This window comes from Antarctobacter aquimaris (assembly GCF_900184945.1).
Taxonomy (GTDB): domain Bacteria; phylum Pseudomonadota; class Alphaproteobacteria; order Rhodobacterales; family Rhodobacteraceae; genus Maliponia; species Maliponia aquimaris.
In genome coordinates this window covers 14,821-36,841 of the sequence record NZ_FXYF01000026.1, presented here as the reverse complement: position 1 = coordinate 36,841, position 22,021 = coordinate 14,821, and the positions used below count along the sequence as shown (strand labels likewise).

Sequence of the window (22,021 nt, the reverse complement as noted above, 5' to 3'; positions counted from 1 at the left end):
CTGACCCAGACGGGGCGCGGCCACAGTTTCGGCCTGTTCCAGTCCGGTCGCGGCACGACGGCGCATATCGTGCAGCAAGGCCACGGACGGGCCGGCCTGCTGTTCCAGCACGGCTGGTGATGGGGCCATGCCCTTTGGCTGATCGGCCTTCGGCAACCGCTCCGTATCGGGGGGGCGGCGGCAATCCTCACGGTCTCGGCGATCACATCGCCGATGGCCCGACCGCCCAGATCGGTGCTGGCGCCTGCCGCTTCGGTCGCGAATTATCTTCCTTGAACCTGCCAATCTGGTGCATGCGCTCATGTTGGATGGCGACGATACCGATATCGCCGTCGGACGGTCGGCGCCCATAAACGAAGTGGTGCTGGTACCCGTTGCGGCGAAGCATTCCCGACGAGGTCTGCCAATTGATGTGGTGTGCGGCTATTTCACTTGGTGAAACGCACTCTCGACGATTCCATTGATGGCACCCTAATTTCCGACGAGTTCGCGGCCGGTGGAGCAGGCCGTCAATGGAAAGCAGGAGGCACGTCATGAACGTCCAGGACACAGCACCGCTTGTGAAGGCCAGTGGCACGACAACAACCCCCGGTTACATGCCCGGCTTTGGCAACGATTTCGAGACCGAGGCCCTGCCGGGCGCGCTGCCGCAGGGCATGAACAGCCCGCAGAAATGCAACTATGGCCTTTACGGTGAGCAGCTCTCGGGGACGGCGTTCACTGATGTTCGCCCGGAACGCACCTGGTGCTACCGGATCCGTCCGTCGGTCAAGCACAGCCACCGCTACACGAAGATCGACCTGCCTTACTTCCGGTCGGCCCCCGACATCCATCCCGACGTGACCAGCCTGGGCCAATACCGTTGGGATCCGGTCCCGCATACGGACGAGCCGCTGACCTGGCTGACCGGGATGCGCACCATGACGACGGCGGGCGACGTCCACACGCAGGTCGGCATGGCGACGCATATCTACCTCGTGACTGAATCGATGGTGGACGAATATTTCTTCTCGGCCGACAGCGAATTGCTGGTTGTGCCGCAGGAAGGCCGCCTGCGCTTTGCCACCGAACTGGGCGTCATCGACCTTGAACCCAAGGAAATCGCCATCATTCCGCGTGGCCTGGTCTACCGGGTCGAACTGCTCGACGGTCCGGCGCGTGGCTTTGTCTGCGAGAACTACGGCCAGAAGTTCGAACTGCCCGGCCGCGGTCCGATCGGCGCGAACTGCATGGCCAACCCGCGCGACTTCAAGGCGCCGGTGGCGGCCTTCGAGGACCGCGAGGTGCCCTCGACCCTGACCGTGAAATGGTGCGGCCAGTTCCACACCACGAAGATCGACCAAAGCCCGCTGGACGTGGTCGCATGGCACGGCAACTACGCGCCCTACAAATACGATCTGCGCAACTATTGCCCGGTGGGTGCGATCCTGTTCGACCACCCGGACCCGTCGATCTTTACCGTGCTGACCGCCCCCTCGGGCCAGCCCGGCACGGCCAACATCGACTTCGTGCTGTTCCGCGAACGCTGGATGGTGATGGAAGATACCTTCCGCCCGCCGTGGTATCACAAGAACATCATGTCCGAGCTGATGGGCAACATCTATGGCGAATACGACGCCAAGCCGCAGGGCTTTGTTCCGGGCGGGGTCAGCCTGCACAACATGATGCTGCCCCATGGCCCGGACCGCGAAGCATTCGAGAAGGCGTCCAACGCCAATCTCGGCCCCGACAAGCTGGACAACACCATGTCCTTCATGTTCGAGACCCGCTTTCCGCAGCAATTGACGCAGTTCGCCGGCAAGGAAGCGCCGCTTCAGGACGATTACATCGATTGCTGGAAAGACATCGAAAAGAAGTTCGACGGCACGCCGGGCAAGAAATGAAGCTCTATACCTACTGGAGATCCACCACGTCCTATCGTGTACGGATCGCCCTCAACATGAAAGGGATCGCCTACACGGCGATCCCGATCAATCTGGTCGCCGGCGATCAAAGACGCCCGGACTACGCCGCGCTGAACCCCGGATGCGGCGTGCCGACGCTCGTTCTTGAAGATCGAACGATCCTCACCCAGTCGATGGCAATCCTTGATTGGCTGGAGGAGACGCACCCCGCGCCCGCGCTCTTGCCACAGGACGCGGTCGAGCGTGCGAAGGTCCGCGCGGCGGCGCTGACCATCGCGGCCGACGTGCATCCGGTGAACAACCTGCGGGTGGTCGCAAAGCTGAAATCCATGGGCCACAGCCAGGACGAGGCGGTGGAATGGATGAACGACTGGATGACGCGCGGCTTTGCGGCGTTCGACCAGCTGATCGACCCGGACACGCCGTTCTGCTTTGGCGACATGCCCGGCCTGGCGGATCTCTGCCTCGTGCCGCAGCTGTACAACGCGCATCGCTGGGGCTGTGACCTGACGCCGTTTGCCCGACTGACCGAGATCGAACGCCGCTGTCTGGCCTTGTCCGCCTTTGATCTGGCCCGCCCCGAAAACCAACCCGACGCAAGTTGACGAAGGATATCCCAATGACTGATCTGATCCGATCCTGGGTTGAGACCGCAAATGATCCCCAAAGCCCGTTTCCTCTGAACAACCTGCCGTTCGGCGTGTTCTCGACCGGTGATGCCCCGCGCTGCGCCGTGGCCATCGGGGAGAGCGTGCTGGACCTTGCCGCGCTGCAATCTGCCGGGTCTCTGCCCGATCACGGATTCGACGAACCTGCGCTCAATACGTTCATGGGCAAGGGGAAACAGGCTTGGGAAGACGTCCGCCGGACGCTGACCGAGCTGTTGCGCGAAGGCAATGAGACGGATGCTGTGCGGGCCGCCCTGCATGACATGTCCGGGGTCACGATGCACCTGCCGTTCACGGTCGCCGAATACACCGATTTCTACGCAGGGCGGCAACATGCCTTCAATGTCGGCTCGCTCTTTCGCGATCCGGAGAACGCCCTGCCGCCCAACTGGCTGCACATTCCCATCGGCTACAATGGCCGCGCGTCCACTGTTGTCGTCTCGGGCACTGATTTTCACCGGCCCATGGGCCAGATGAAAGGCCCGCAGGACGAGATGCCGAGCTTCGGCCCTTGCAAGCGGCTCGACATCGAATTGGAGATGGGCGCGGTCGTGGGCATGCCGTCCGAGATGGGCGAACGCATCAGCGTGGATGAGGCCGACGACATGATCTTTGGCTATGTCCTGCTCAACGACTGGTCGGCGCGCGACATCCAGGCCTGGGAATACCAGCCGCTGGGACCGTTTCAGGCGAAGGCCTTTGCGACCACGATCAGCCCCTGGGTCGTGACCAAGGCGGCGCTGGCGCCGTTCCGCTGCGCCACGCCGCCGCGCGAAAAGGAATTGCTGCCTCATATCCGCGACACCGGACCGATGCTCTATGACATCGCCCTTTCCGTGACCATGGCCGCAAAGGGGGGAGCACCCACCGAAATCTGTCGGACGAACTACAACACGCTTTACTATTCGGCCGCACAGCAGCTTGCGCATCACGCCTCGTCGGGCTGCGCCATGCGCACCGGCGATCTGCTGGGGTCCGGCACGATCTCCGGTCCCGAGAAGGGCATGTTCGGGTCGCTTCTGGAAATGACATGGGGTGGCAAGGACCCCCTGACGCTGGAAGGCGGGCAGAGCCGCACCTTCATAGAAGACGGCGACACCCTTGCTTTGCACGGTCATGCGCAAGGGGACGGTTACCGCATCGGGTTCGGACCGTGCGTCGGGACCGTCTTGCCGGCGCGGAGCGGCGAGGCGGGCCGATCGTGACCGCCGAGATCATGTGGACGCCATCCGAGCAAAGCGTTGCGTCGTCCGAGGTCGCGGCATTCGCGCGCCATATCGGCAATCGCCTGAGCCTGGAGGTCGCGAACAGTGACGACCTTGCGACGTTTGCTCTCGACGATCCCGAAGGTTTCTGGAGTGCCCTCTGGGACTTTTCCGGTGTGATCGGCCACAAGGGTGACGGCCCCTTCATGGTCGGCGATGACATGATCGGCACGCGGTTCTTTCCAGACGCGCAGCTGAACTTTGCCGAAAACCTGATGGGAATGGGCAAAGACCGCGACCCGGGGGAGCCGGCACTGGTGTTCCGCGGCGAGGACAAGGAGCGGCTCCGCTGGACCTGGGGCGATTTGCAGGTCCACATCTCTCGGTTGCAGCAGGCGCTGGCCGATGCCGGTGTCGGCCCCGGCGACCGCGTGGCCGGGCTGCTGCCGAACCGCCCCGAGGCGGTGGCGGCGATGCTGGCCGCGGTCTCGCTGGGGGCGACCTGGTGCTCGGCGTCACCGGATTTCGGCGCCCGTGCGGTGCTTGACCGGTTCGGCCAGATCGAGCCGAAGGTGCTTTTTGCGACGGACGGCTACTGGTATGCCGGCAAGCGGTTCGAGATCGGCCAGAAGCTGGGCGCCATCGTGCAGCAATTGCCCTCGCTCACTCGGACCGTGGTCATCGACTACCTCGGCACCGCTCCGGAGGTGGCAGACGACCTGCACAACGGGACCACCTTCGTGGCGTTCGAGTCTGCGTTTGCCGCTGCGCCGCTGAAGTTCACCCGCATGCCGTTCGATCATCCTCTGTACATCCTGTTTTCCTCCGGCACCACCGGCGCGCCGAAATGTATCGTCCACCGGGCCGGCGGCGTGCTGCTGCAGCATCTCAAGGAACACGCGCTGCATGCCGACATCCGGCCGAGCGATCGGCTTTTCTTCTTCACCACACTGGGATGGATGATGTGGAACTGGCTGGTCTCGGGTCTCGCCCGCGGCGCGACGCTGCTGCTCTATGACGGCTCGCCATTCCACCCGGGACCCGACGTTCTGTTCGACTATGCCAGCGACGAAGGAATGACCCATTTCGGGATCTCGGCGAAATACATCGACAGCCTGCGCAAGGCCGGGTTCCGCCCAGGCGCACAGCATGATCTGACGGCTTTGCGCGCGATGATGTCGACTGGCTCGCCCTTGCTTGGCGATGGGTTCGACTACGTCTACGGCGCGATCAAGCGGGACTTGCACCTGGCTTCGATTTCGGGCGGGACCGACATCGTGTCATGCTTCGTGACCGGCGATCCGACAAAGCCGGTCCACCGCGGCGAAATCCAGCGTCCAGGTTTCGGCCTCGCGGTCGACGTCTGGCGCGACGACGCCACCCGCGCCGAGGACGGCGAGAAGGGCGAGCTTGTCTGCACCGCCCCGTTCCCCTCGATGCCGCTGGGCTTTTGGGGCGACGAGGACGGCGCGCGCTACCGCCGCGCCTATTTCGAGCGTTTTCCCGGAGTCTGGTGCCAGGGCGACTTCGCCGAGCGCCGAGACACCGGCGGCTTCGTGATTCATGGCCGCTCTGACGCCACGCTCAACCCGGGCGGCGTGCGCATCGGTACGGCAGAAATCTACGCCGAGGTCGAGAATTTCCCGCAGGTGAAGGAAGCCGTGGTCGTCGGCCAGGATGTCACGGACGATGTGCGCGTTGTCCTGTTTGTCACGCTTTCACCCGGAGCGGAGCTGACCGAGGCCCTGATCAAGGAGATCAAGGCCGCGATCCGGCAAGGTTGCTCACCGCGGCATGTGCCCGCGCTGGTTATCGCCGTTGCGGATATTCCGCGCACCAAGAATGGCAAGATCAGTGAACTTGCGGTACGCGACGTGGTGCACGGACGCGCCGTCAAGAATACCGACTCGCTGGAAAATCCCGAAGCTCTGGATCGTTTTCGCGATCTACCGGACTTGCGTCTCTGACATATTGCGGCCCGACGCAGGCCGGAGGTCTGGCAGCCCCCCAGGCGCAGGGCCGGCGCATCAGCCAAGGTCGGTGTAGGCTTGACCGATGATCCTGGCTGCCGATTGAAGGCGTGCGAGATGGTCCCTGGCAACGTCCTCGACCGAACGGTCGTTGGCGTTCCAGACCAGGTTGACCGCACCGACCGGCTCTGTACCGGCCAGGATCGGAACCGCGATGGCGGCTGGCAACTCGCCGTAGTCCACCGCCCGGCCCCAATGATCGCGCGCCCGCGTCGCATAGCCCTGTTCGGCGACGGCTTTCAGAAGTTTGGGAAGTTGCGGCAAGGCGGCGGCATCCTCGCGGGGCAGTCTTTTCACCAGTTCCTGCAGCGCCTCGGCCCGTGCCGAAATCGAAAGTCCCGAGATATACGCGGCCCCCAGCGCCGAGAGGATCGGAGAGGGTCGGAACCCGACGGCATCCGGATAGATGCCGTGCTTTCTGAACACCCGGGTGGTGTCCACGATCTCGGTCCGACCCCCGCCAATGGCGGCGGCCAGATCGACGCCGAGCCCGGTTTCCTCGGTAAGCCGCACGATCTCTCCCTTGGCAACGGCCACCAGCCGGTCGACCAGGTCCGGCATGCCGCCGGCCTGCGGAAAGGCCGACCCGAGTTGATACCATCCATCATTGCTTCTGCGGATCAGCCAGCGCCGGCTTTCCAGGGTTGCACAGATGCGCAACAGCGTCGGTTTCGAAAGCCCCGTCCGCGCCGCCAGGAAGGCAAGCGAGCTGGCCCCCGAGGTGTGGATGACCTCAAGAACCGTGAGCCCGCGTTCGATGGATCGGTTAAGCTTGGTCATGTCGCGCCTTTCACCTGGTGGAACACTAAATCGACAGAAATCCGGCTTTTCAATAGATCTTTTCCTGCGCAGGCGGCTCCGAGTCGGATATCGGGGCTGACCCGGGCCAGTCACGTAAGGAGGACATCGTGTCGGAGCTCAATAAATCCGCTTTTTTGCACCACGTCACATCCGGGCTTTCGCTCGCTATCATCGGCGTTGTGTTCTACGTGTCGGTGTTCGGCGTGTTCTCCGATTCCTACCTTCGTGTCGGCATGTTGCTGGCTGGCGGGTTGGTGATCATTCTGACCGGTCTGGCACGTTCCGGCAGCCTAGCCGATCGCGGTCTGCTGGTGGCGACTGCGATCACGTTGTCCCTGAGCGTCTACCAGTATTTCCGTGCCGCCGAGGAGATCGAAACCGGGCTTTACTTTCTGACGTCGACCGACATCTGGCTGGGGCTTGCCGGGCTCATCGCGGTCATCGAACTGACGCGGCGGTCGGTCGGCCTTGTGATGGCGGCGGTGGCCGGCGTGCTGCTTGCCTATGGCGCCTTCGGACATCTGGCGCCCGGGTTCCTGAGACATGCAGGTATCTCCACCGAGGAATTGATGACCGTCCTGTGGTATTCGTTCGACGGTGTGTTCGGACGTCCCATGGCCACCGTTGTCTCGACCATCCTGATTTTCATCATCTTCGGCGCGCTTCTCGAACTGCTCGCGATCGACTTGGTGCTTGTGCGGCTCGCGATGGCCGCGACCGGGCGGATGCGCTCCGGCCCGGCCGCCGCCGCCACGGTGGCCAGCGGGTTGTTCGGGACAATTTCGGGCAGCGCGGTGGCCAATGTCGTGGGCACCGGCGTGATCACCATTCCGCTGATCAAGAAACGCGGTTTCTCGCCCCGTTTCGCGGCGGCGGTGGAGTCAGCGGCCTCGAGCGGCGGGCAGATCACCCCGCCGATCATGGGCGCCGTCGCCTTCATCATGGCCGACGTCACAAGCGTGCCCTATCTGACCATCTGCGCCGCTGCCGCCGTGCCCGCCCTGCTTTACTACGGCGGCCTGTTCGTCGCGATCTCCAGTGCAGCGCGGAACATGGACCTGGCTGCGGAAGCCCGCCCGAACATCTCGTTCAACTGGCGCGAACTCGTGCAGATGGGGATCTTCGTGCTGGCCCTTGCCGGTATCGTGGTGACGATGGTCGGCGGCTCTTCGCCCGCCTATGCCGGCTTTGTCGGTGTGGCCCTCGCTGCGGTTCTCGGCTTTGCCATCCGTCCCGACCTGCTGACCAACGGTGCGGCCTGGGTGAAATTCATCCGTTCGGCCGGGCTGATCTCGGCGCAGCTGGTGGTCATCGTCGGGGCTGTCGGGATCGTCATCGGCGTGTTGAACCTGACCGGCGTGGGGCTGCGCTTTGCCTCGCTGCTTGCAAGCCTCGCCGAAGACCAGTTGATCGTGTCGCTGATCCTGATGGCCATCGCCTGCTTGCTGCTGGGCATGGGGATGCCGACGGTTCCGGCCTATCTGATCATCGTGCTGGTGATGGGGCCGTCGCTGCAGAAGCTTGGCGTGCCGATCGTCCATACCCACATGTTCGTGCTCTATTTCGGCGTGCTGTCGGCCGTCACCCCGCCGGTTGCACTGGCCGCCTTTGCCGCAGCCCCGATCGCGGGCGCCAGCCCGATGGGCACTGCGCTCGAAGCTTCGCGGCTGGCGCTCCCGGGCTTCGTGATCCCGTTCGCATTCATCTACCAGCCGGCGCTGCTGCTGGGAACCGGTTCGACCTGAGCGACTCCGCACAGTCGATCCTGTTCGTCCTGCTTGCCACGATCCTGATCTCGCGCGCCTGCTATCCCCGCCGCGGCAAGGCCTACATGGTGCCCGTCGGCCTGGGGCTGGCCATCGCGCTCATCTTCTTCGGGCCGATGGTTTCCTGGATCGCCGCAGTCGCTGCCCTGGGGCTGATGTATGTCGACCGGCTGGAATTGAACGTCAAAGACCAAGTTTCATGATCGCAATGAGGAGAACCCAATCATGAAGACATCCCACCTCAACCGTCGCAGCCTCTTGGCCGGCACCGCAGCCGCCGCAACTCTGGCCATGCTGCCGCGCGCCGCTCTGGCCAAGGAACTGCTGCGCATGTCGACCCTCGGGCCGGGGACCAGCCCGAACCTGGTGATGACCACCTTTGCCAATATCATCAACCGCGATTTGCCGGACTACGAGATCCAGCTCAACGCCACCGGCGCGGCCACCCGTCACGTTCTGGAAGTGGCGATGGGCAAGACGGCATTCTGCATGTCCTCGCCGGCGCTGCATGCCCTCATGGTCAACCAGCGGGCGATGTTCGAAAAGATAGATCAGGCCCCGGAACTGGCAGCCAAGCTGCGCACGTTGCTGAACTTTCCGATGGGCGTCTATCATATCGCCGTCTACGAGTCGTCGGGCATCACCTCGCTGGATCAGGCCAAGGGCAAGCGGGTCTTTCTCGGCCCGCCGGGAAGCGCAGCCTACGCAACGATGGAACAGCTTTTCGAGGCGGTCACCGGCCTGAAGGCAGGTACCGATTTCGAGGCCGTCAAACTCGGCTGGGATGCTGCCGCCGCGTCCTTCCAGGATGGCAATCTGGATATCTACTGCAACCCGACCAACGCGCCCAGCCCGGTGCTGACCCAGATTGCCGTGACCAATCCGATCCGGTTTCTCGGCATCCCCCAGGACCAGCTTGAATCGGAAGCGATCAAGGCCCTGGCAAGCCGCCCCGGTTTCGGGCTTGCCACGCTGCCGGTGGGTATCTACGGCGCCAACCAGGTCAACACCGAGGATACCACCACGCTGCGCGTGACGGTCGGCATTGTCACCAACGAAGATGCCGACGAAGAGATGATCTACGCAATGACCAAGGCGTTCTATGCCGGCGTGGCGGAGATGCGCGACAGTGCGCCCTGGCTCGCGGCGATCACGCCCGAGGTGGCCGTGCAGGACATCAACATGCCGTTGCACCCGGGCGCGCTTCGCGCGCTTGAAGAGCTGGGTGTGGCGATTCCCGACGCCGCCCGCATGTAAACCAAACAAAGGTCGGGGCGGCAGCGCCCCGGCCCGAATTCCAAGTGGTGCCGGATCATGACCAGGAACGTTCTTTTCATCATGTGCGATCAACTCCGGTGGGATTACCTGTCCTGCACGGGGCATCCGCATCTGCACACGCCCCATATCGACCGGCTCGCGGAGCGCGGCGTCCTGTTCGACCGCGCCTATGTCCAGTCGCCGATCTGCGGCCCGTCGCGGATGTCCTTCTATACCGGGCGCTACGTCAGCTCGCACGGCTCCACCTGGAACGGCATTCCGCTCAAGGTGGGCGAGATGACGCTTGGCGACCATCTTCGCCCGCTCGGCGTGCGCACCGCGCTGTGTGGCAAGACCCACATGACCGCGGATGTGGAAGGCATGAAACGCCTCGGCCTCGCCCCCGACAGCCAGATCGGCGCCCTGGTGTCAGAATGCGGGTTCGAGCCCTATGAACGCGATGACGGGCTGCACCCGAACGGCGCGCGCTACCCGCGCAACGCGGCCTATGACACCTACATGAAAGACCGCGGCTGGCCTGATGACAACCCCTGGCAGAGCGTCGCAAACAGCGCCGAGGACGAGGACGGCAACATCCTCAGCGGCTGGTTCATGGACAACGCCGACAAACCCGCCCGCGCCGCAGATGAGGAGAGCGAAACGCCTTATATCACCTCCCGCGCGATGGACTTCATCCGCGAGGCGGGCGACACGCCCTGGTGCCTGCATCTGAGCTATATCAAGCCGCATTGGCCCTATATCGTGCCGGCCCCCTATCACGACATGTATGGTCCGGAAACTCACCTGGACCCGGTGCGCAGCGAGTCCGAACGCGCAGACCCGCACCCCGTTTACGGTGCCTTCATGGAGGAACGCGTCAGCCGTGCCTTTTGCGACGACGGCACGCGCACCCGCGTGCTGACCGCCTACATGGGCCTGATCAAGCAGATCGACGACCAGATGGGCAGGTTGATGGCGTTTCTCGACGAACAGGGCCTGACGGACGAGACGATGATCGTCTTCACCTCCGATCACGGCGACTATCTGGGCGATCACTGGATGGGCGAGAAAGAGCTGTTCCACGACGCTTCGGCGCGCATTCCCCTCATCGTGGTCGACCCGCGCCCCGAGGCCGACACGACCCGCGGCCTGAAATCCCCGGCGCTCGTCGAGGCCATCGACGTCGTGCCGACGCTTCTCGATTTTTTCGGCGGCGACGCGGTTCCCCATGTCATCGAGGGAAGGTCGCTGATGCCGATCCTGCACGGGCAGTCCGAAGGGCTGCGGGATTTCGTCATTTCCGAATACGACTATTCGATGCGCGATGTCCGGCGACGGCTTGGCGTCGAGGTCAAGGACGCCAAGCTGACGATGCTGTTCGACGGGCGCTGGAAATACGTCTTTGCAGAGGGGTTTCGCCCGATGCTCTTCGACCTGGAAACCGACCCGGGCGAGTTCGCCGATCTTGGCGCGGATCCCGCCTGCGCGGATGAGATCGCCCGTCTGGAAAAGCTGTTCTTTGCCTGGACGCGCCGCACGTCGCAGCGCACGACACGGTCGGATGCCTGGATCGCCGCGCGTGACGCCGTTCTCGGAGAAGCCAAGGCGGGCATCCTGATCGGCTACCGCAACGAGGACGAACTGCGCGGGGTGCTGCGGCAGGACGGAGCCGGCGAGAAAGACATCGGCAAGGGCTCCTGACCCGATGGCACGGGCAAACGTGATTCTGCGACAGCTATCGCCGATCCGGCCGTGGTTCTACGACCGAACCGCGGCGTCATGGAAGGCCGATGCGCTCGCCGGACTGACCAACGCAACGATCGTCCTGCCACAAGGCGTCGCGTTCGCCATCATCGCGGGCCTGCCGCCGGAGTACGGACTCTACACGGCGATCGTCGTGACAATCGTCGCCGCGCTCTGGGGATCCTCGCGCGTCATGGTGTCGGGTCCGACGACGGCCATTTCCGCGGTGCTTTTCGCATCGCTGAGCGGCCTCGCCGTCCCCGGCAGCGAGGCCTATATCGCCCTTGCGCTGGCGTTGACCTTTCTTGTCGGCGTCCTGCAGCTGGCGGCCGGGCTGGCGGGGCTCGGAGGCCTGATCGCGTTCATCTCCCATTCCGTCATCGTCGGGTTCACCGCCGCCGCCGCGGTCCTGATCGGCGTATCGCAGCTTGGCCCGGCACTGGGCCTTTCCAGCGGGACAGGCGGCGTGCTCAATCGCCTCTCGGGGATCGGATCTGACATCGGCGCGCTGAACACCGACGCGGTGATCATCTCTGCGGTGACTCTGGTCAGCCTGGTCGTCTCGGCCCGGATCAGCCGCCGACTGCCGGGCTACATCATCGCGCTCGTGGTCGGCTCTGTCGCCGCCATCGCGCTGGGAGCTGAGGCATCCGGAGTGCAGATGTTCGCACCGCTGGATGCCATCCTGCCTACATTCCGAGCGCCGGAACTGGACATCCAGACCATCGGACCGCTTCTGCCCGCCGCTGCGGCGGTGGCCTGCGTCGGTTTGCTGGAGGCGATCTCGATCGGCAAATCCTTCGCCATACGACGCGGAGAGACCTACGATTCGAACCAGGAAATGATCGGGCAAGGGCTGTCGAACCTCATCGGCAGCTTCTTTCGGTGCTACGCTGGCTCGGGCTCCTTCACCCGCTCCGGCCTGAATGCGGAAAGCGGCGCAACCTCGCCGATGTCGGCGATCTTTGCGGCGGGCTTTCTGGCCATCCTGCTGGTTCTGCTTGCGCCCTTCGTGCGGTTCGTGCCGGTGCCCGCCATGGCGGCGATCATCCTCTATGTCGCGTGGAAACTGATAAACGTCGCGGAGATTCGCCACATCGTGACGACCAGCCGGTCCGAAACCTTCATCCTTGGCGCGACCTTTTTCACCGGCACCCTGTCCGAGCTCGACTTCGCGATCCTCGTCGGCGTCGTGGCCTCGCTGTCGGTCTTCCTGAACAAGAGCGCGCGTCCCCTGGTCGCGGTCGGCGCACCGACCGAAGTGAACGGCCGCCGTGTCTTCATGAACGCCGAGACGTTTTCCCTGCCGCAATGCCCGCAAATCCGCTTCGTGCGTATCGAAGGGCCGCTGTTCTTTGCGTCGATCGAGCATGTCGAGCGCGAATTCCGGCGGATGGAAGAGAAAGACGGCATCAAGACCTGCATCCTCAACCTCAAGGGGGTCGGCAAGATCGACCTCGCCGGGGCGGACTTCATCCTTTCGGAAGCGCGGCGCGCGCGATCGCATGGCAAAGACCTGCACCTGATCGCCGCCAATCCAAGCGTTCTCAACGTTCTCGAACGCCTGCACTGTCTCGAGGTCCTGGGGCCGGAAAACGTGCATCCCCACAAGTCTGATGCAATCCGTCCTGCGGTTGCTCGGGCGTCGGACCGGATCTGCGGGTCTTGCGACATCCGGTGTTTCAAGGAATGCAGCGACAAACCCGGCGCCTGATTGAACGTCGCCAGTGATTTCCAGGCGCGGTCCCGGAACGCTCCATGGCTGTTTTGTGACCTTGCTCTCTATGACGAACAGCAGGGCAAGTGACGCGATACCCTGAGCTACGGCTGGAAATGGGGGGGAGAACTGGACGTTCCTTTGATCCGGCTTCCCCTCGACCGCCCGCGTCGGGATCGGCTCGAACTCGGCGTCGGGCATGCGCACGAAGCCTTGGGATCGGGGGGTGTCATCGGGTATTGCTTCGGCCGCTCGGCCGATCTTGCGGCCCCAGAAGGTGCCGTGGTCGGCAGCGAAGGAGCCGTCCGCGACACGGGAATGCCCCTGTTGCCCGACGAAATCGCCCGCAGTCAGCGGGGTCAGGATCGTGGGTTGGTGCGTTTCGACATAGATGACCACCGTTCGCGATCGCGCTTGAACCGGTGGCGCGCTGATCGCTCACCGTGCCGGATGCCCCGAACCAGGCGATCTGCCCATCCGCTACACCGGGCGCGTGGCCGGTGCCGACGTCGATACCTCGGTGGGCAGCGTGGCCGACAGCTATGACAACGCGCTCGCCGAGGGCATCATCGGCCTGTTCAAGATCGAGGTCATCAACTTCCCTGGTCCCTGGAAGTCCACCTTCGAAGTCGAGTGGACGACGCTGCAGCGGGTCCGTCAGTATACCAACGAGCGGCGACACAGCGCCACCCGTCACAAGCCGCCGCAGGAAATGGAGGACGCGTTCTACGATCAGATGAGCGACCTTCAGAATGCCGCGCAGGTTAGGAACAAAGAGACATCTCGGAAACCTGGGGCGGTTCACGCCGTCAGTTGATGGTTTGTCACCACTGGCTTGTCACACCGTGATGCCGTCAGCAGGGAAAGGCGTCAAACCCTTGTCGGGGGCATTTCATGGTGCCTTTGTGGCGCCAGTTCCACCTGCTGCCGCAAAATCCGATCGTTGCAGCCTCACTTCGGAACGCGAGCGACCGCGACCATTTCGACGCGCATCCCAGGGCGTGCGAGCGCCACGCCGCAGGTTGCGCGAGCCGGTGGGTTGGCGGGATCGACCCATGCGTCCCAAACCGCGTTCATGCCTTGGAAATCAGTCATGTCGCTGAGCCAGACCTGAACCGAAGCGATATCGGCCTTGCTTCCACCCAGCTCGGCCATCACCGCATCCAGGTTATCCAACACCTCGCGCGTCTGTGCGGTGATATCGCCCGTCAGATCGTCAGGAATCTGGCCTGCCAGGAAAGCAATGTCGCCAATGCGGACTGCCTCGCTCATGCGGGGGCCCGGGCTCAATCTTTGGAGGGTCATGCGAGTTCGTTCCTTTTTTCAATCGTTGTCGCCAACCGCAGCGCCGGCACCGGCGCGCGAGGCTTCGGATGCCGGCACCGTGGTGCGCAGCGCGAAAGCATTGAGACCGCTCAGGGTTGCCGATGGCACAAAGAGCGGTGCGTCCGGCTGCACCCACTGATCCGGGGCGGCGCCATGGACGGACAGCTCGGCGACCAGCCGGGTCTCTTTCGCAAGCAATGCGGTGTCACCGGAAACCTGGCCATCCGCAGTCAGCAGCACCGTGCCGCCCGGCCAGTCCAGCCGCACGCAGCCGCCGCGCGCTTGGGCGAGGTCCGACAGAAAGGCCAGCAACAGGACGGGGTGGTTGACCGGGCCGACTCGCAAGGGTGTCTCGTCGAGGGCGGTTTCCGGCAAGCGGGCATGGTCGCACAGCGCGGCGCCAAGGGCGATCGGGCAGAGACAACCGCCCTCTGCCGCCTGAAAGCGTCCCGGCGCAACCACGGGGCATATCTCGTGCCAGGGACGGTCCATCGCATCCCGGAGCTGCGCCAACAGGACACCGGGTCCGTCCAGCCCGCGCATCGCAAGCCAGGCCGCGGCAAAGCCGGCCTCTTCGGCCAGCCCCCAACTCATGCCGGCACCCCGCGCGGCCTTGAGACACAGCTGCTCGACCTCGTTCTGCGACAGGCGCGCGCCATTGCCCGCGGGCACCGGTGGGCCCGACCTCGTCGGGTCGTTGGGTTCCAGGTCCAGATGATGCGCAGTGGTCATGTCCAGTCTCCCGGGGTCACGTCGGATGGATAGGGCAGTCCTTGAAACAGGCTGATGCGCACCCATTTGTCGGACCGGGGATCAAAGCGGCTGGCGCCGAAGAAGGCCAGTTTGCATCGCATCAGGTCGATGGGCAGCATGGTTTCAGCGATCAGGTTGTCGTGCACCTCGGCATAGGGATGGCTGCGCACGATCTGTGCCCGTCGCGCCATGAAGCGATGCTCGGGGTGGGCGAGCAGGAACGCGGCCAGCGTTGCATCACCCGGCCAGCCGGCCAGCGCCGAATGCAGGTCTCGTGCCATCCGTGCGATGCACAGCGGCTGCTCCAGCGTGGCGCCGCCCTCCTCGAACCGGTTGCCCAGCCGCGGTTCCAGCTTTTCCTCGGAAACGTACCAGAACCGCGCGGAGTTTTCCGGCCGGTCGAAGTCCGTGGCCAGCGCCCAGTCGTAGTGCTCTGCAAGGCTGGCGGACAGCGTCGCCACCGTCATCGCGCCATCGAGCCGGAACGAAGCCTTTTCGTCCGCTGTCATGCAGTCGGCCAGCCCGTCGACAAGATCGCCGTGGGGCTCGAGCATCAGCGCCAGCAGCGCTTCCTGACCTTCCAGCGACAGCTCGGACTCTCCCCAGCGCCAGAGCGCGTCCCAGGGTCTGTTCGCACCGGTCTCGGGCCAGTCCGCAATCCGATCGGCAAGACGGGAAAGATCACGACGCAGCGCGTCCAGTTTCCCGATCTGGATCGGATGGGTCGAATGCCAAAGCGTGGCGTTCTCCCGGGCGTCCGCGAGGGCCGCGCGGAACCCCGCCACGGCTTCGGGATCCGCCGTGGCCTGCGACCGGACGCGGGCAAGGGCTTCTTCGCGCGCCATCATCCAGTTGTTCAGCAAGGCCGGGTGACGCACCAGGAACGGCGCCATGCCAAGCCCGGTGGAATTGCCGACACCCAGGCCTTGCCTGATGGCGGGATCAAGGCGCACCGCCTTTGCACCCCCGCGAACGGCGGCCAGGTGTTCGGCGATATCCACGGTGAATTGCCGCGTCAGCCAGACCGAAAGCATCTCTGCCTGGAAGGGCGCGCTGAGTTCCGGCCGGTCGGCAATGGCCGCGCGGTCGGCCGCACCGAACTTGCCCGAGCCGTAGACGGCCGTGGTCCGCATCAGGTATCCGACGGCTTCGACCTCGGCGACATCGGGTTGCAGGCCCTCGGCCAGCCGCCCGATGACATGCGCAAAGAGCCGTACCGAGCGGTTCGCGCGGCTGAGCGACAGTTCGCGCGGGCTGACACGTCCCGCTTCCTGCAACGGCACATTGGCTTGAAGGCGGTCAAGGTCGTCGGTTGTGGGTTCACCGTCGAAAAGTGCAAAGGTCGCATCCCAGGCCGTGGCGATCACCCGATCCGAGCGCATCTCGTCCGGCAGGTCATGTGCGAAAGCCACCAGGCAGTAGGTGCGATCAGGCCCCGCGGCGCGATAGACGGCGCGTCCGACGCCCTTGTCATCGATCTCCCAGACCGGGCGGTCGAACGTCCAGCCTTCGCGGGTCACCCGGCGCAGGAGATTTCGGAGAAAGGACAGCCGTGTCGGGTGCGCACTTCCCATCCGTGCCAGGCGCATCACCTGCGACGGCGGACGGCGGAAAGTGGCGGCCTCGGGCATTGGGTTCAGGGAAGCGCAATCCATGGGTTCCTCGCGGGTCTCGGTGGCATGGCGCGGGCGGTGTGGTTCCGCCCGCGCAAGTTGACATGCGATCAGGCTTTCTTGCCCAGCATCAAGGTGATGCGCAGTGCGTCCCAAAGCGAGGGCAGCAGTATCAGAGACACCGGCACGGCAGTCACCACGATGAAGCTCTGGAGCTTGCCGATCCCACCCGATCCGGTCGAGATCAGGATCAGCGCCATGACGCCCATGGCCAGCCCCCAGAAGGCGCGCAGCGCGGCCGAAGGAGTGTCGTCGGACATCGAGGTCGCGATCACATAGCTCATCGAGTCGCTGGTGGTGGCCACGAAGATCATCGTCAGCACCAGGAACAGGAGCGACACGAGAAAGCCGAGCGGAAGCGCCTGGGTGATCGCCAGAAGGCTTGCGGGAAGGTTGAAGCCTTCGAACGGTCCCGAGATCACGCCCGGCGTCATCTGTTCCAGCGCGATCCCGGTTCCGCCGATGATGGTGAACCAGAAGTTGGTGACGATGGGTGCCACGATGGACAGCAGCAGGACGATGGACCGGATCGAACGGCCCCGGCTGACCTGCGCGATGAAGATCGCCATCAGCGGCCCGTACCCCATGAACCAGCCCCAGAAGAACACCGTCCACCAGCCCAGCCAGCCCGGCTCGCCGAAGAGGCCCGAGTCGCCACGGTAAAGCGCCATGTCGAAGAAGTTCGACAGATAGACGCCCATGCCGCCGGCAAAGCCGTCGAAGATGAAGAATGTCGGACCGGCGATGAGCATGAAGGTCAGCAGCACGAAGGCCAGGATCACGTTGACCTTGGACAACAGCTGGATGCCTTTCGACAGGCCGGAAATGGCCGAGACGGTGTAGAGGCTGGCCAGCGCCAGGATCACCACGGTCTGGGTCGCGAAGGTATCCGGGATGCCGAAAAGCGCGTTCAAGCCATAGGACATCTGCAAGCCGAGAAAACCGATCGGACCGACAGTGCCCGCGACCACCGCGATGATGCACGAGGCATCCGCGATCAGGCCGATGGGACCATTGATCGCCCGGTCGCCGAACAGCGGATAAAGCAGCGTGCGCGGCGCCAGCGGCAGGCCCTTGTCGTAGTGGTAATGCATCAGCATCACGGTGGACAGCGACCCCAGGATCGCCCAGGCCAGAAAGCCCCAGTGCAGGAAGCTCTGCGCCAACGCGGCGTCGGCCTGCGCTTTGGGATCGGCGCTCAGGTCGCCGAACAGCGGCGGCGTGGACAGGTAATGGGCAATCGGTTCACCAGCCGCCCAGAACACCCCGCCGCCCGCCAGCAGGGTGCACATGATCATCGATCCCCACTGGAAAAACGTGAATTCCGGTGTGGCGAGGTTGCCCATGCGGGTCTTGGAACCGGGCAGAACACACAGCACCAGACCGATCAGGAAGGTCGCCAGAAGCAGCACCTGCCAGTAAAGGCCGAAATACGTCGCGGAAAAGTTGAAGCCCCAGTCGACCATGCGCGACAGCAGGTCGATGTCGTAGAGCGCCAGCGCGCAGAACAGCGCGATGAAGCCCCCAGTGATGGCGAACAAGGGCTTGTCCACCCGTCCAAGACCCGCGGTCAAGCCGCCAGGTTCAGTCGTAACAGTCATTGGTGTTCCTCCCAGAAACGCAATCCCCGCGCACCGCGGGTCAGATCATTCGGCAGCGCGTGTACGAGCCTCGTCGGTCCCGCGACCTGCGCCGAAACTTGTCTCGAAGAACCGCAGCCAGTTTCCTCCCATGACTGCGTCCACGTTCGCGTCGCTCATTCCGGCGGCGCGCAGTCCGGCCCGGATGGTGCCGAAGTCGCGGTTGTCGGCGAACCAGCCCGGCATGTCCGGAAACCCGGGCGCCGCAGCGCTGCCCTCGCCATAGTCGATCCGCTTGGTCCAGCGACCGACCCGCATCCATTCCACGATGCTGTCGGGCTGGTCCTGGCAGAGGTCGGTGCCAATCCCGACATGGGTCGGTCCCATTAGGTCCGCGGTCCGCGCGATCATGTCGCAAAAGCCCTGTAGCGTGCAGGCGGTGCCGCCTTTCAGGTGATGCGGATAGACCGAAAAGCCCAGCATCCCGCCGCTTTCGCCCAATGCCGTCAGCACGCTGTCGGACTTGTTGCGCAGTGCCTGGTGCCAGCCGGCGGGATTGGCGTGGGTGATCGCGATGGGGCGGGTCGAATGCTCGATCGCCTCCAGCGTCGACCGCTCGCCGGAATGGCTCATGTCGACCACGAGACCCACCCGGTTCATTTCGGTCACCACCTCGCGACCCATGCGTGTCAGGCCGGTGTCCTCGTCCTCGTAGCAGCCCGAGGCCAGAAGCGACTGGTTGTTGTAGGTCAGCTGCATGAAGCGCAGGCCCAACGTGTGCAGGATCTCCACCAGCCCGATATCGTCCTCCATGCAGGAGGGGTTTTGCGAACCGAAGAAGATCGCGGTGCGGCCGGTGTCCTTTGCGCGCTGCACGTCAGCGGCGGTGCGGCCCTGAAAGATCAGGTCGGGGTACTGCTCGAACCAGCGGTTCCAGCGTTCGATTTGCAGCACGGTTTCGCGAAAGGTCTCGTGGTAGGTGATGGTGACATGCACCGCATCCACGCCGCCCGCGCGCATCTGGCGGAAGACCTTCTCCGACCAGTTGGCGTACTGCAACCCGTCGATCAGCACGCTCATGCCGGCTCTCCTGCCGCGACATAAGAGGTCTTGACGGTGGTGTAGAACTCGGCGGCATAGCTGCCCTGTTCGCGCGGGCCGTACGACGACGCACCGCGTCCGCCGAAGGGCACGTGGTAATCCGTGCCGGCGGTTGGCAGGTTTACCATGACGCAACCGGCGCGCATGTTGGCGCGGAAGTGACTGGCGCGCGACAGCGAACGGGTCATGATCCCGGCGGTCAGGCCAAAGTCGGTGTCGTTGGCGATGGCCAGCGCCTCGTCGTAGCTGCCCGCCTTGATGACGCAGGTGATCGGTGCGAACATCTCTTCGCGGTTGACCCGCATGTCGTTGCGCGTGCCCGCGAAAACCGCCGGGGACATGTAGTATCCTTCGGTCGCCCGCTCCAGCCTGGTGCCGCCAGTCAGCAGTTCGGCGCCCTCGCTCTTGCCGATTTCGACATAGGCGAGGTTCTGCGTCAGTTGCGCTTCGCTGACCACGGGGCCAAGCTGCGTGCCCTCTTCCAACGCGTGACCGACCTTCAGCGCCTCGGCCGCCTTCACCAGTTTTTCGACAAAGGCATCGTGGATCGCCTCGTGCACGATCAGCCGCGAGGCCGCGGTGCATTTCTGGCCCGTCGCCCCGAAGGCGGCCCCGGAGGCGCAGGCGACCGCCAGATCGAGATCGGCATCGTCCATGATGACCATGGGGTTTTTCGACCCCATCTCCATCTGCACCTTGGTCATGTTCTGTATCGCCGAGGCGGCAATGCCGCGGCCCACGGGGACCGAGCCGGTAAAGCTGATCGCCGCCACGTCGCGGCTTTCCACCAGGCGCTGGCCGACATCGCGGCCCGGACCGGCGACGAGGTTGAACAAACCCGCCGGAATATCCTGCCTGGCGATGATCTCGGTCAGGGCAACCGCGCTGGCCGGGGTCAGGTTGGCGGGTTTCCAGATCACCGCGTTGCCGAAGGCCAGTGCGGGCGCGATTTTCCACGCCGGAGTCGCCACGGGAAAGTTCCAGGGGCTGATGATCGCGACCACGCCAACCGGCTCGCGGCGCACGTCGATCTCTACCCCGGGGCGGACGCTTTCGGCCAGATCGCCTTGATTGCGCAGGCATTCACCGGCGTAATAGGTAAAGAACTGCCCGGCGCGATAGACCTCGCCCTTGCCTTCGGCCAGCGGCTTGCCTTCTTCGCGCGACACGATCTGTCCGATTTCCCCGGCACGCGCCATCAGCTCGGTGCCGATCGCCATCAGCACGTCATGGCGTTTCTGAATGCCGGCAGCCCACCACTTCCTTTGCGCCTTGCCCGCGGCGGCCAGCGCGGCGTCCAGCTGATCCGCGCTGGCCTGAGCATAGCTGCCGATCAGGTCCGACACGTCCGACGGGTTACGGTTTTCGATCTCGCTTGCGCCGGTTTCCCAACGACCATCAATATAGAGTCCGGTTTGCATAGCTTGTCCTCGTCTTGCTTGGCATCAGTCCTAGACGAAGGCAGGTATTTCAGGCAATCTTGAATATCTTAAGGTAATTTTAGGAAATCTGAAATGGCAATCAAGCTGGAAATGCTGCGCACCTTTCGGATCGTTGCCGAGCAAGGTTCGCTCAATGCGGCCTCATCGCTGCTCGCCCGCACGCCGTCGGCCGTGTCGATGACGCTCGCGCAACTGGAAGACCACATCGGTGCACCCTTGTTTGAAACCGACCGCAAGAACCGGCTGACACCGCTGGGCCAACTCGTCCTGGAGGAAAGCAGCCGCGCCACGGACGCTTTTGCCCGCAGCATCGAGGCCATCGGGCGGCACGCAATCTCAACGGCAGGCACCGTGCGCATCGCGGCGGTGCCGTCGGCGACTGTTGCTGTCTTGCCGGGGGTCATCGCCGCATTCCGCCGCATCCGTCCGGACGTGAGGCTTGAAATAAGCGACATGGACAGTGCTGCCGTCCGCCGCCAGGTAAAGCTGGACGCCGCCGATATCGGCATCCTGTCCGCAACGGTCGGCGACCCTGCGGATGGCAACGTCATACTGCAGGACGACCTCGGCATCGTCTGTCGGAAGGATGGCCCGATCTCGCTTGCAGCGGCGGCAACAGGCACGGTTTCATGGACCCTGCTCGAGCTCGAACAGCTCATCGCAAACCCGCTCTGCCATCTGGTCGACCATTCCAGCGTGCAACGATCGCTGGCGGCGTGCAACCTGGAGGCGCGCAACACGACCGCGCTGCTGTCTTTCGTTCGCGCCGGTCTCGGAGCCACGGTACTGCCGCGCAGCGCCACGCATCACCAGCCCGACGAACTGGCCTTCCTCATGCCGACGGATCCAACGAGCCAGCGCCAATTGCGCATGATCCGGTCGGAAGACCGTCACCTGGGTCCCGCGGCTGAGGCGTTCTGGGACTCCCTTTAGGCGGGCCAAAGCCGAGGAACCCGACATCGCGCGCGGCGGCCTGGAAAACTACCGGGTCCTGGTGCGTCATGGCAATGTCGACAGTCGCGCCAGCCACGGGCCTTGGCCGCGTCGCGCCCCTG

Annotated in this window: 19 protein-coding genes; 12 read left to right on the top strand and 7 right to left on the bottom strand. The window is 64.3% G+C overall.

Features of this window, described 5'->3' with window-relative positions; genetic code table 11:
- The first annotated feature begins 301 nt into the window (after positions 1-301).
- From MAA8898_RS26485 to MAA8898_RS24545, 5 genes are all read left to right on the top strand, one after another.
- Positions 302-439 (top strand): hypothetical protein, encoded by a 138-nt coding sequence (locus tag MAA8898_RS26485; RefSeq protein ID WP_176445315.1) that lies wholly within the window; start codon positions 302-304, stop codon positions 437-439.
- Between the two features lie 94 nt (positions 440-533).
- Entirely contained in the window at positions 534-1,883 is a 1,350-nt protein-coding gene (hmgA, locus tag MAA8898_RS24560) for a homogentisate 1,2-dioxygenase (RefSeq protein WP_094023661.1), read from the top strand.
- Positions 1,880-2,509, top strand: a complete 630-nt coding sequence (gene maiA / locus MAA8898_RS24555) for a maleylacetoacetate isomerase (RefSeq protein WP_094023660.1) — start codon at positions 1,880-1,882, stop codon at positions 2,507-2,509. The genes hmgA and maiA overlap by 4 nt, the downstream gene beginning before the upstream one ends.
- 14 nt (positions 2,510-2,523) lie before the next feature.
- A complete protein-coding gene (fahA, locus tag MAA8898_RS24550; RefSeq protein ID WP_094023659.1) occupies positions 2,524-3,777 on the top strand; it encodes a fumarylacetoacetase in 1,254 nt (417 codons plus the stop codon).
- Positions 3,774-5,744 (top strand): acetoacetate--CoA ligase, encoded by a 1,971-nt coding sequence (locus MAA8898_RS24545; RefSeq protein ID WP_217900541.1) that lies wholly within the window; start codon positions 3,774-3,776, stop codon positions 5,742-5,744. Before fahA ends, MAA8898_RS24545 begins: the two co-directional genes overlap by 4 nt.
- Before the next feature lie 60 nt (positions 5,745-5,804).
- On the opposite strand, the gene MAA8898_RS24540 is transcribed toward MAA8898_RS24545, so the two are convergent.
- The gene (locus tag MAA8898_RS24540) at positions 5,805-6,587 is read right to left on the bottom strand and encodes an IclR family transcriptional regulator (protein WP_094023658.1); all 783 of its coding nucleotides are present in this window, start codon (positions 6,585-6,587) and stop codon (positions 5,805-5,807) included.
- A gap of 128 nt (positions 6,588-6,715) precedes the next feature.
- On the opposite strand from MAA8898_RS24540, the gene MAA8898_RS24535 reads away from it, so the two are divergent.
- From MAA8898_RS24535 to MAA8898_RS27170, 6 genes are all read left to right on the top strand, one after another.
- Positions 6,716-8,353, top strand: coding sequence for a TRAP transporter permease (locus tag MAA8898_RS24535; protein ID WP_245853627.1), 1,638 nt, complete (start codon positions 6,716-6,718; stop codon positions 8,351-8,353).
- Between the two features lie 86 nt (positions 8,354-8,439).
- On the top strand, positions 8,440-8,577 hold the full coding sequence (locus tag MAA8898_RS26985) for a hypothetical protein (protein WP_245853625.1): 138 nt from the start codon (positions 8,440-8,442) through the stop codon (positions 8,575-8,577).
- A 22-nt stretch (positions 8,578-8,599) separates the two neighbouring features.
- Positions 8,600-9,631, top strand: coding sequence for a TAXI family TRAP transporter solute-binding subunit (locus MAA8898_RS24530; RefSeq protein ID WP_094023657.1), 1,032 nt, complete (start codon positions 8,600-8,602; stop codon positions 9,629-9,631).
- 81 nt (positions 9,632-9,712) lie between these two features.
- Complete coding sequence (locus MAA8898_RS24525; protein ID WP_245853623.1) at positions 9,713-11,332, top strand: sulfatase-like hydrolase/transferase; 1,620 nt, start codon at positions 9,713-9,715, stop codon at positions 11,330-11,332.
- Positions 11,333-11,336: 4 nt separating this feature from the next.
- Positions 11,337-13,088, top strand: a complete 1,752-nt coding sequence (locus tag MAA8898_RS24520; RefSeq protein ID WP_094023655.1) for a SulP family inorganic anion transporter — start codon at positions 11,337-11,339, stop codon at positions 13,086-13,088.
- A gap of 496 nt (positions 13,089-13,584) precedes the next feature.
- Positions 13,585-13,908 carry an integrase core domain-containing protein gene (locus MAA8898_RS27170; protein ID WP_176445314.1) on the top strand — a complete coding sequence of 108 codons (324 nt, stop codon included), beginning with the start codon at positions 13,585-13,587 and terminating at the stop codon, positions 13,906-13,908.
- A 134-nt stretch (positions 13,909-14,042) separates the two neighbouring features.
- Here MAA8898_RS27170 and MAA8898_RS24510 read toward each other — a convergent pair whose 3' ends face one another.
- The 6 genes from MAA8898_RS24510 to MAA8898_RS24485 form a co-directional block, all read right to left on the bottom strand.
- Positions 14,043-14,396, bottom strand: coding sequence for a RidA family protein (locus MAA8898_RS24510; RefSeq protein ID WP_094023653.1), 354 nt, complete (start codon positions 14,394-14,396; stop codon positions 14,043-14,045).
- Between the two features lie 18 nt (positions 14,397-14,414).
- The gene (locus tag MAA8898_RS24505) at positions 14,415-15,149 is read right to left on the bottom strand and encodes a DUF3726 domain-containing protein (RefSeq protein ID WP_176445313.1); all 735 of its coding nucleotides are present in this window, start codon (positions 15,147-15,149) and stop codon (positions 14,415-14,417) included.
- The gene (locus tag MAA8898_RS24500) at positions 15,146-16,759 is read right to left on the bottom strand and encodes a hypothetical protein (RefSeq protein ID WP_245853629.1); all 1,614 of its coding nucleotides are present in this window, start codon (positions 16,757-16,759) and stop codon (positions 15,146-15,148) included. The genes MAA8898_RS24505 and MAA8898_RS24500 overlap by 4 nt, the downstream gene beginning before the upstream one ends.
- Positions 16,760-16,893: 134 nt before the next feature.
- Positions 16,894-18,444 carry a BCCT family transporter gene (locus tag MAA8898_RS24495; RefSeq protein WP_094023650.1) on the bottom strand — a complete coding sequence of 517 codons (1,551 nt, stop codon included), beginning with the start codon at positions 18,442-18,444 and terminating at the stop codon, positions 16,894-16,896.
- 45 nt (positions 18,445-18,489) lie between these two features.
- The gene (locus MAA8898_RS24490) at positions 18,490-19,503 is read right to left on the bottom strand and encodes a membrane dipeptidase (RefSeq protein WP_094023649.1); all 1,014 of its coding nucleotides are present in this window, start codon (positions 19,501-19,503) and stop codon (positions 18,490-18,492) included.
- A complete protein-coding gene (locus tag MAA8898_RS24485; RefSeq protein ID WP_094023648.1) occupies positions 19,500-20,945 on the bottom strand; it encodes an aldehyde dehydrogenase family protein in 1,446 nt (481 codons plus the stop codon). Before MAA8898_RS24485 ends, MAA8898_RS24490 begins: the two co-directional genes overlap by 4 nt.
- A 93-nt stretch (positions 20,946-21,038) precedes the next feature.
- Here MAA8898_RS24485 and MAA8898_RS24480 point away from each other — a divergent pair, with 93 nt between their 5' ends.
- Positions 21,039-21,899: a LysR family transcriptional regulator gene (locus MAA8898_RS24480; protein WP_094023647.1), complete on the top strand. Its 861-nt coding sequence runs from the start codon at positions 21,039-21,041 to the stop codon at positions 21,897-21,899.
- Positions 21,900-22,021: the final 122 nt, after the last annotated feature.

Bases quoted from the DNA above. Each gene is read 5' to 3' on its own strand.
- MAA8898_RS26485 (WP_176445315.1), top strand. From the start codon at position 302: ATGTTGGATGGCGACGATACCGATATCGCCGTCGGACGGTCGGCGCCC.
- hmgA (WP_094023661.1), top strand. From the start codon at position 534: ATGAACGTCCAGGACACAGCACCGCTTGTGAAGGCCAGTGGCACGACA.
- maiA (WP_094023660.1), top strand. From the start codon at position 1,880: ATGAAGCTCTATACCTACTGGAGATCCACCACGTCCTATCGTGTACGG.
- fahA (WP_094023659.1), top strand. From the start codon at position 2,524: ATGACTGATCTGATCCGATCCTGGGTTGAGACCGCAAATGATCCCCAA.
- MAA8898_RS24540 (WP_094023658.1), bottom strand. From the start codon at position 6,587: ATGACCAAGCTTAACCGATCCATCGAACGCGGGCTCACGGTTCTTGAG.
- MAA8898_RS26985 (WP_245853625.1), top strand. From the start codon at position 8,440: ATGGTGCCCGTCGGCCTGGGGCTGGCCATCGCGCTCATCTTCTTCGGG.
- MAA8898_RS24530 (WP_094023657.1), top strand. From the start codon at position 8,600: ATGAAGACATCCCACCTCAACCGTCGCAGCCTCTTGGCCGGCACCGCA.
- MAA8898_RS24525 (WP_245853623.1), top strand. From the start codon at position 9,713: ATGTGCGATCAACTCCGGTGGGATTACCTGTCCTGCACGGGGCATCCG.
- MAA8898_RS24520 (WP_094023655.1), top strand. From the start codon at position 11,337: ATGGCACGGGCAAACGTGATTCTGCGACAGCTATCGCCGATCCGGCCG.
- MAA8898_RS24510 (WP_094023653.1), bottom strand. From the start codon at position 14,396: ATGACCCTCCAAAGATTGAGCCCGGGCCCCCGCATGAGCGAGGCAGTC.
- MAA8898_RS24505 (WP_176445313.1), bottom strand. From the start codon at position 15,149: ATGACCACTGCGCATCATCTGGACCTGGAACCCAACGACCCGACGAGG.
- MAA8898_RS24500 (WP_245853629.1), bottom strand. From the start codon at position 16,759: ATGCGCCTGGCACGGATGGGAAGTGCGCACCCGACACGGCTGTCCTTT.
- MAA8898_RS24495 (WP_094023650.1), bottom strand. From the start codon at position 18,444: ATGACTGTTACGACTGAACCTGGCGGCTTGACCGCGGGTCTTGGACGG.
- MAA8898_RS24490 (WP_094023649.1), bottom strand. From the start codon at position 19,503: ATGAGCGTGCTGATCGACGGGTTGCAGTACGCCAACTGGTCGGAGAAG.
- MAA8898_RS24485 (WP_094023648.1), bottom strand. From the start codon at position 20,945: ATGCAAACCGGACTCTATATTGATGGTCGTTGGGAAACCGGCGCAAGC.
- MAA8898_RS24480 (WP_094023647.1), top strand. From the start codon at position 21,039: ATGGCAATCAAGCTGGAAATGCTGCGCACCTTTCGGATCGTTGCCGAG.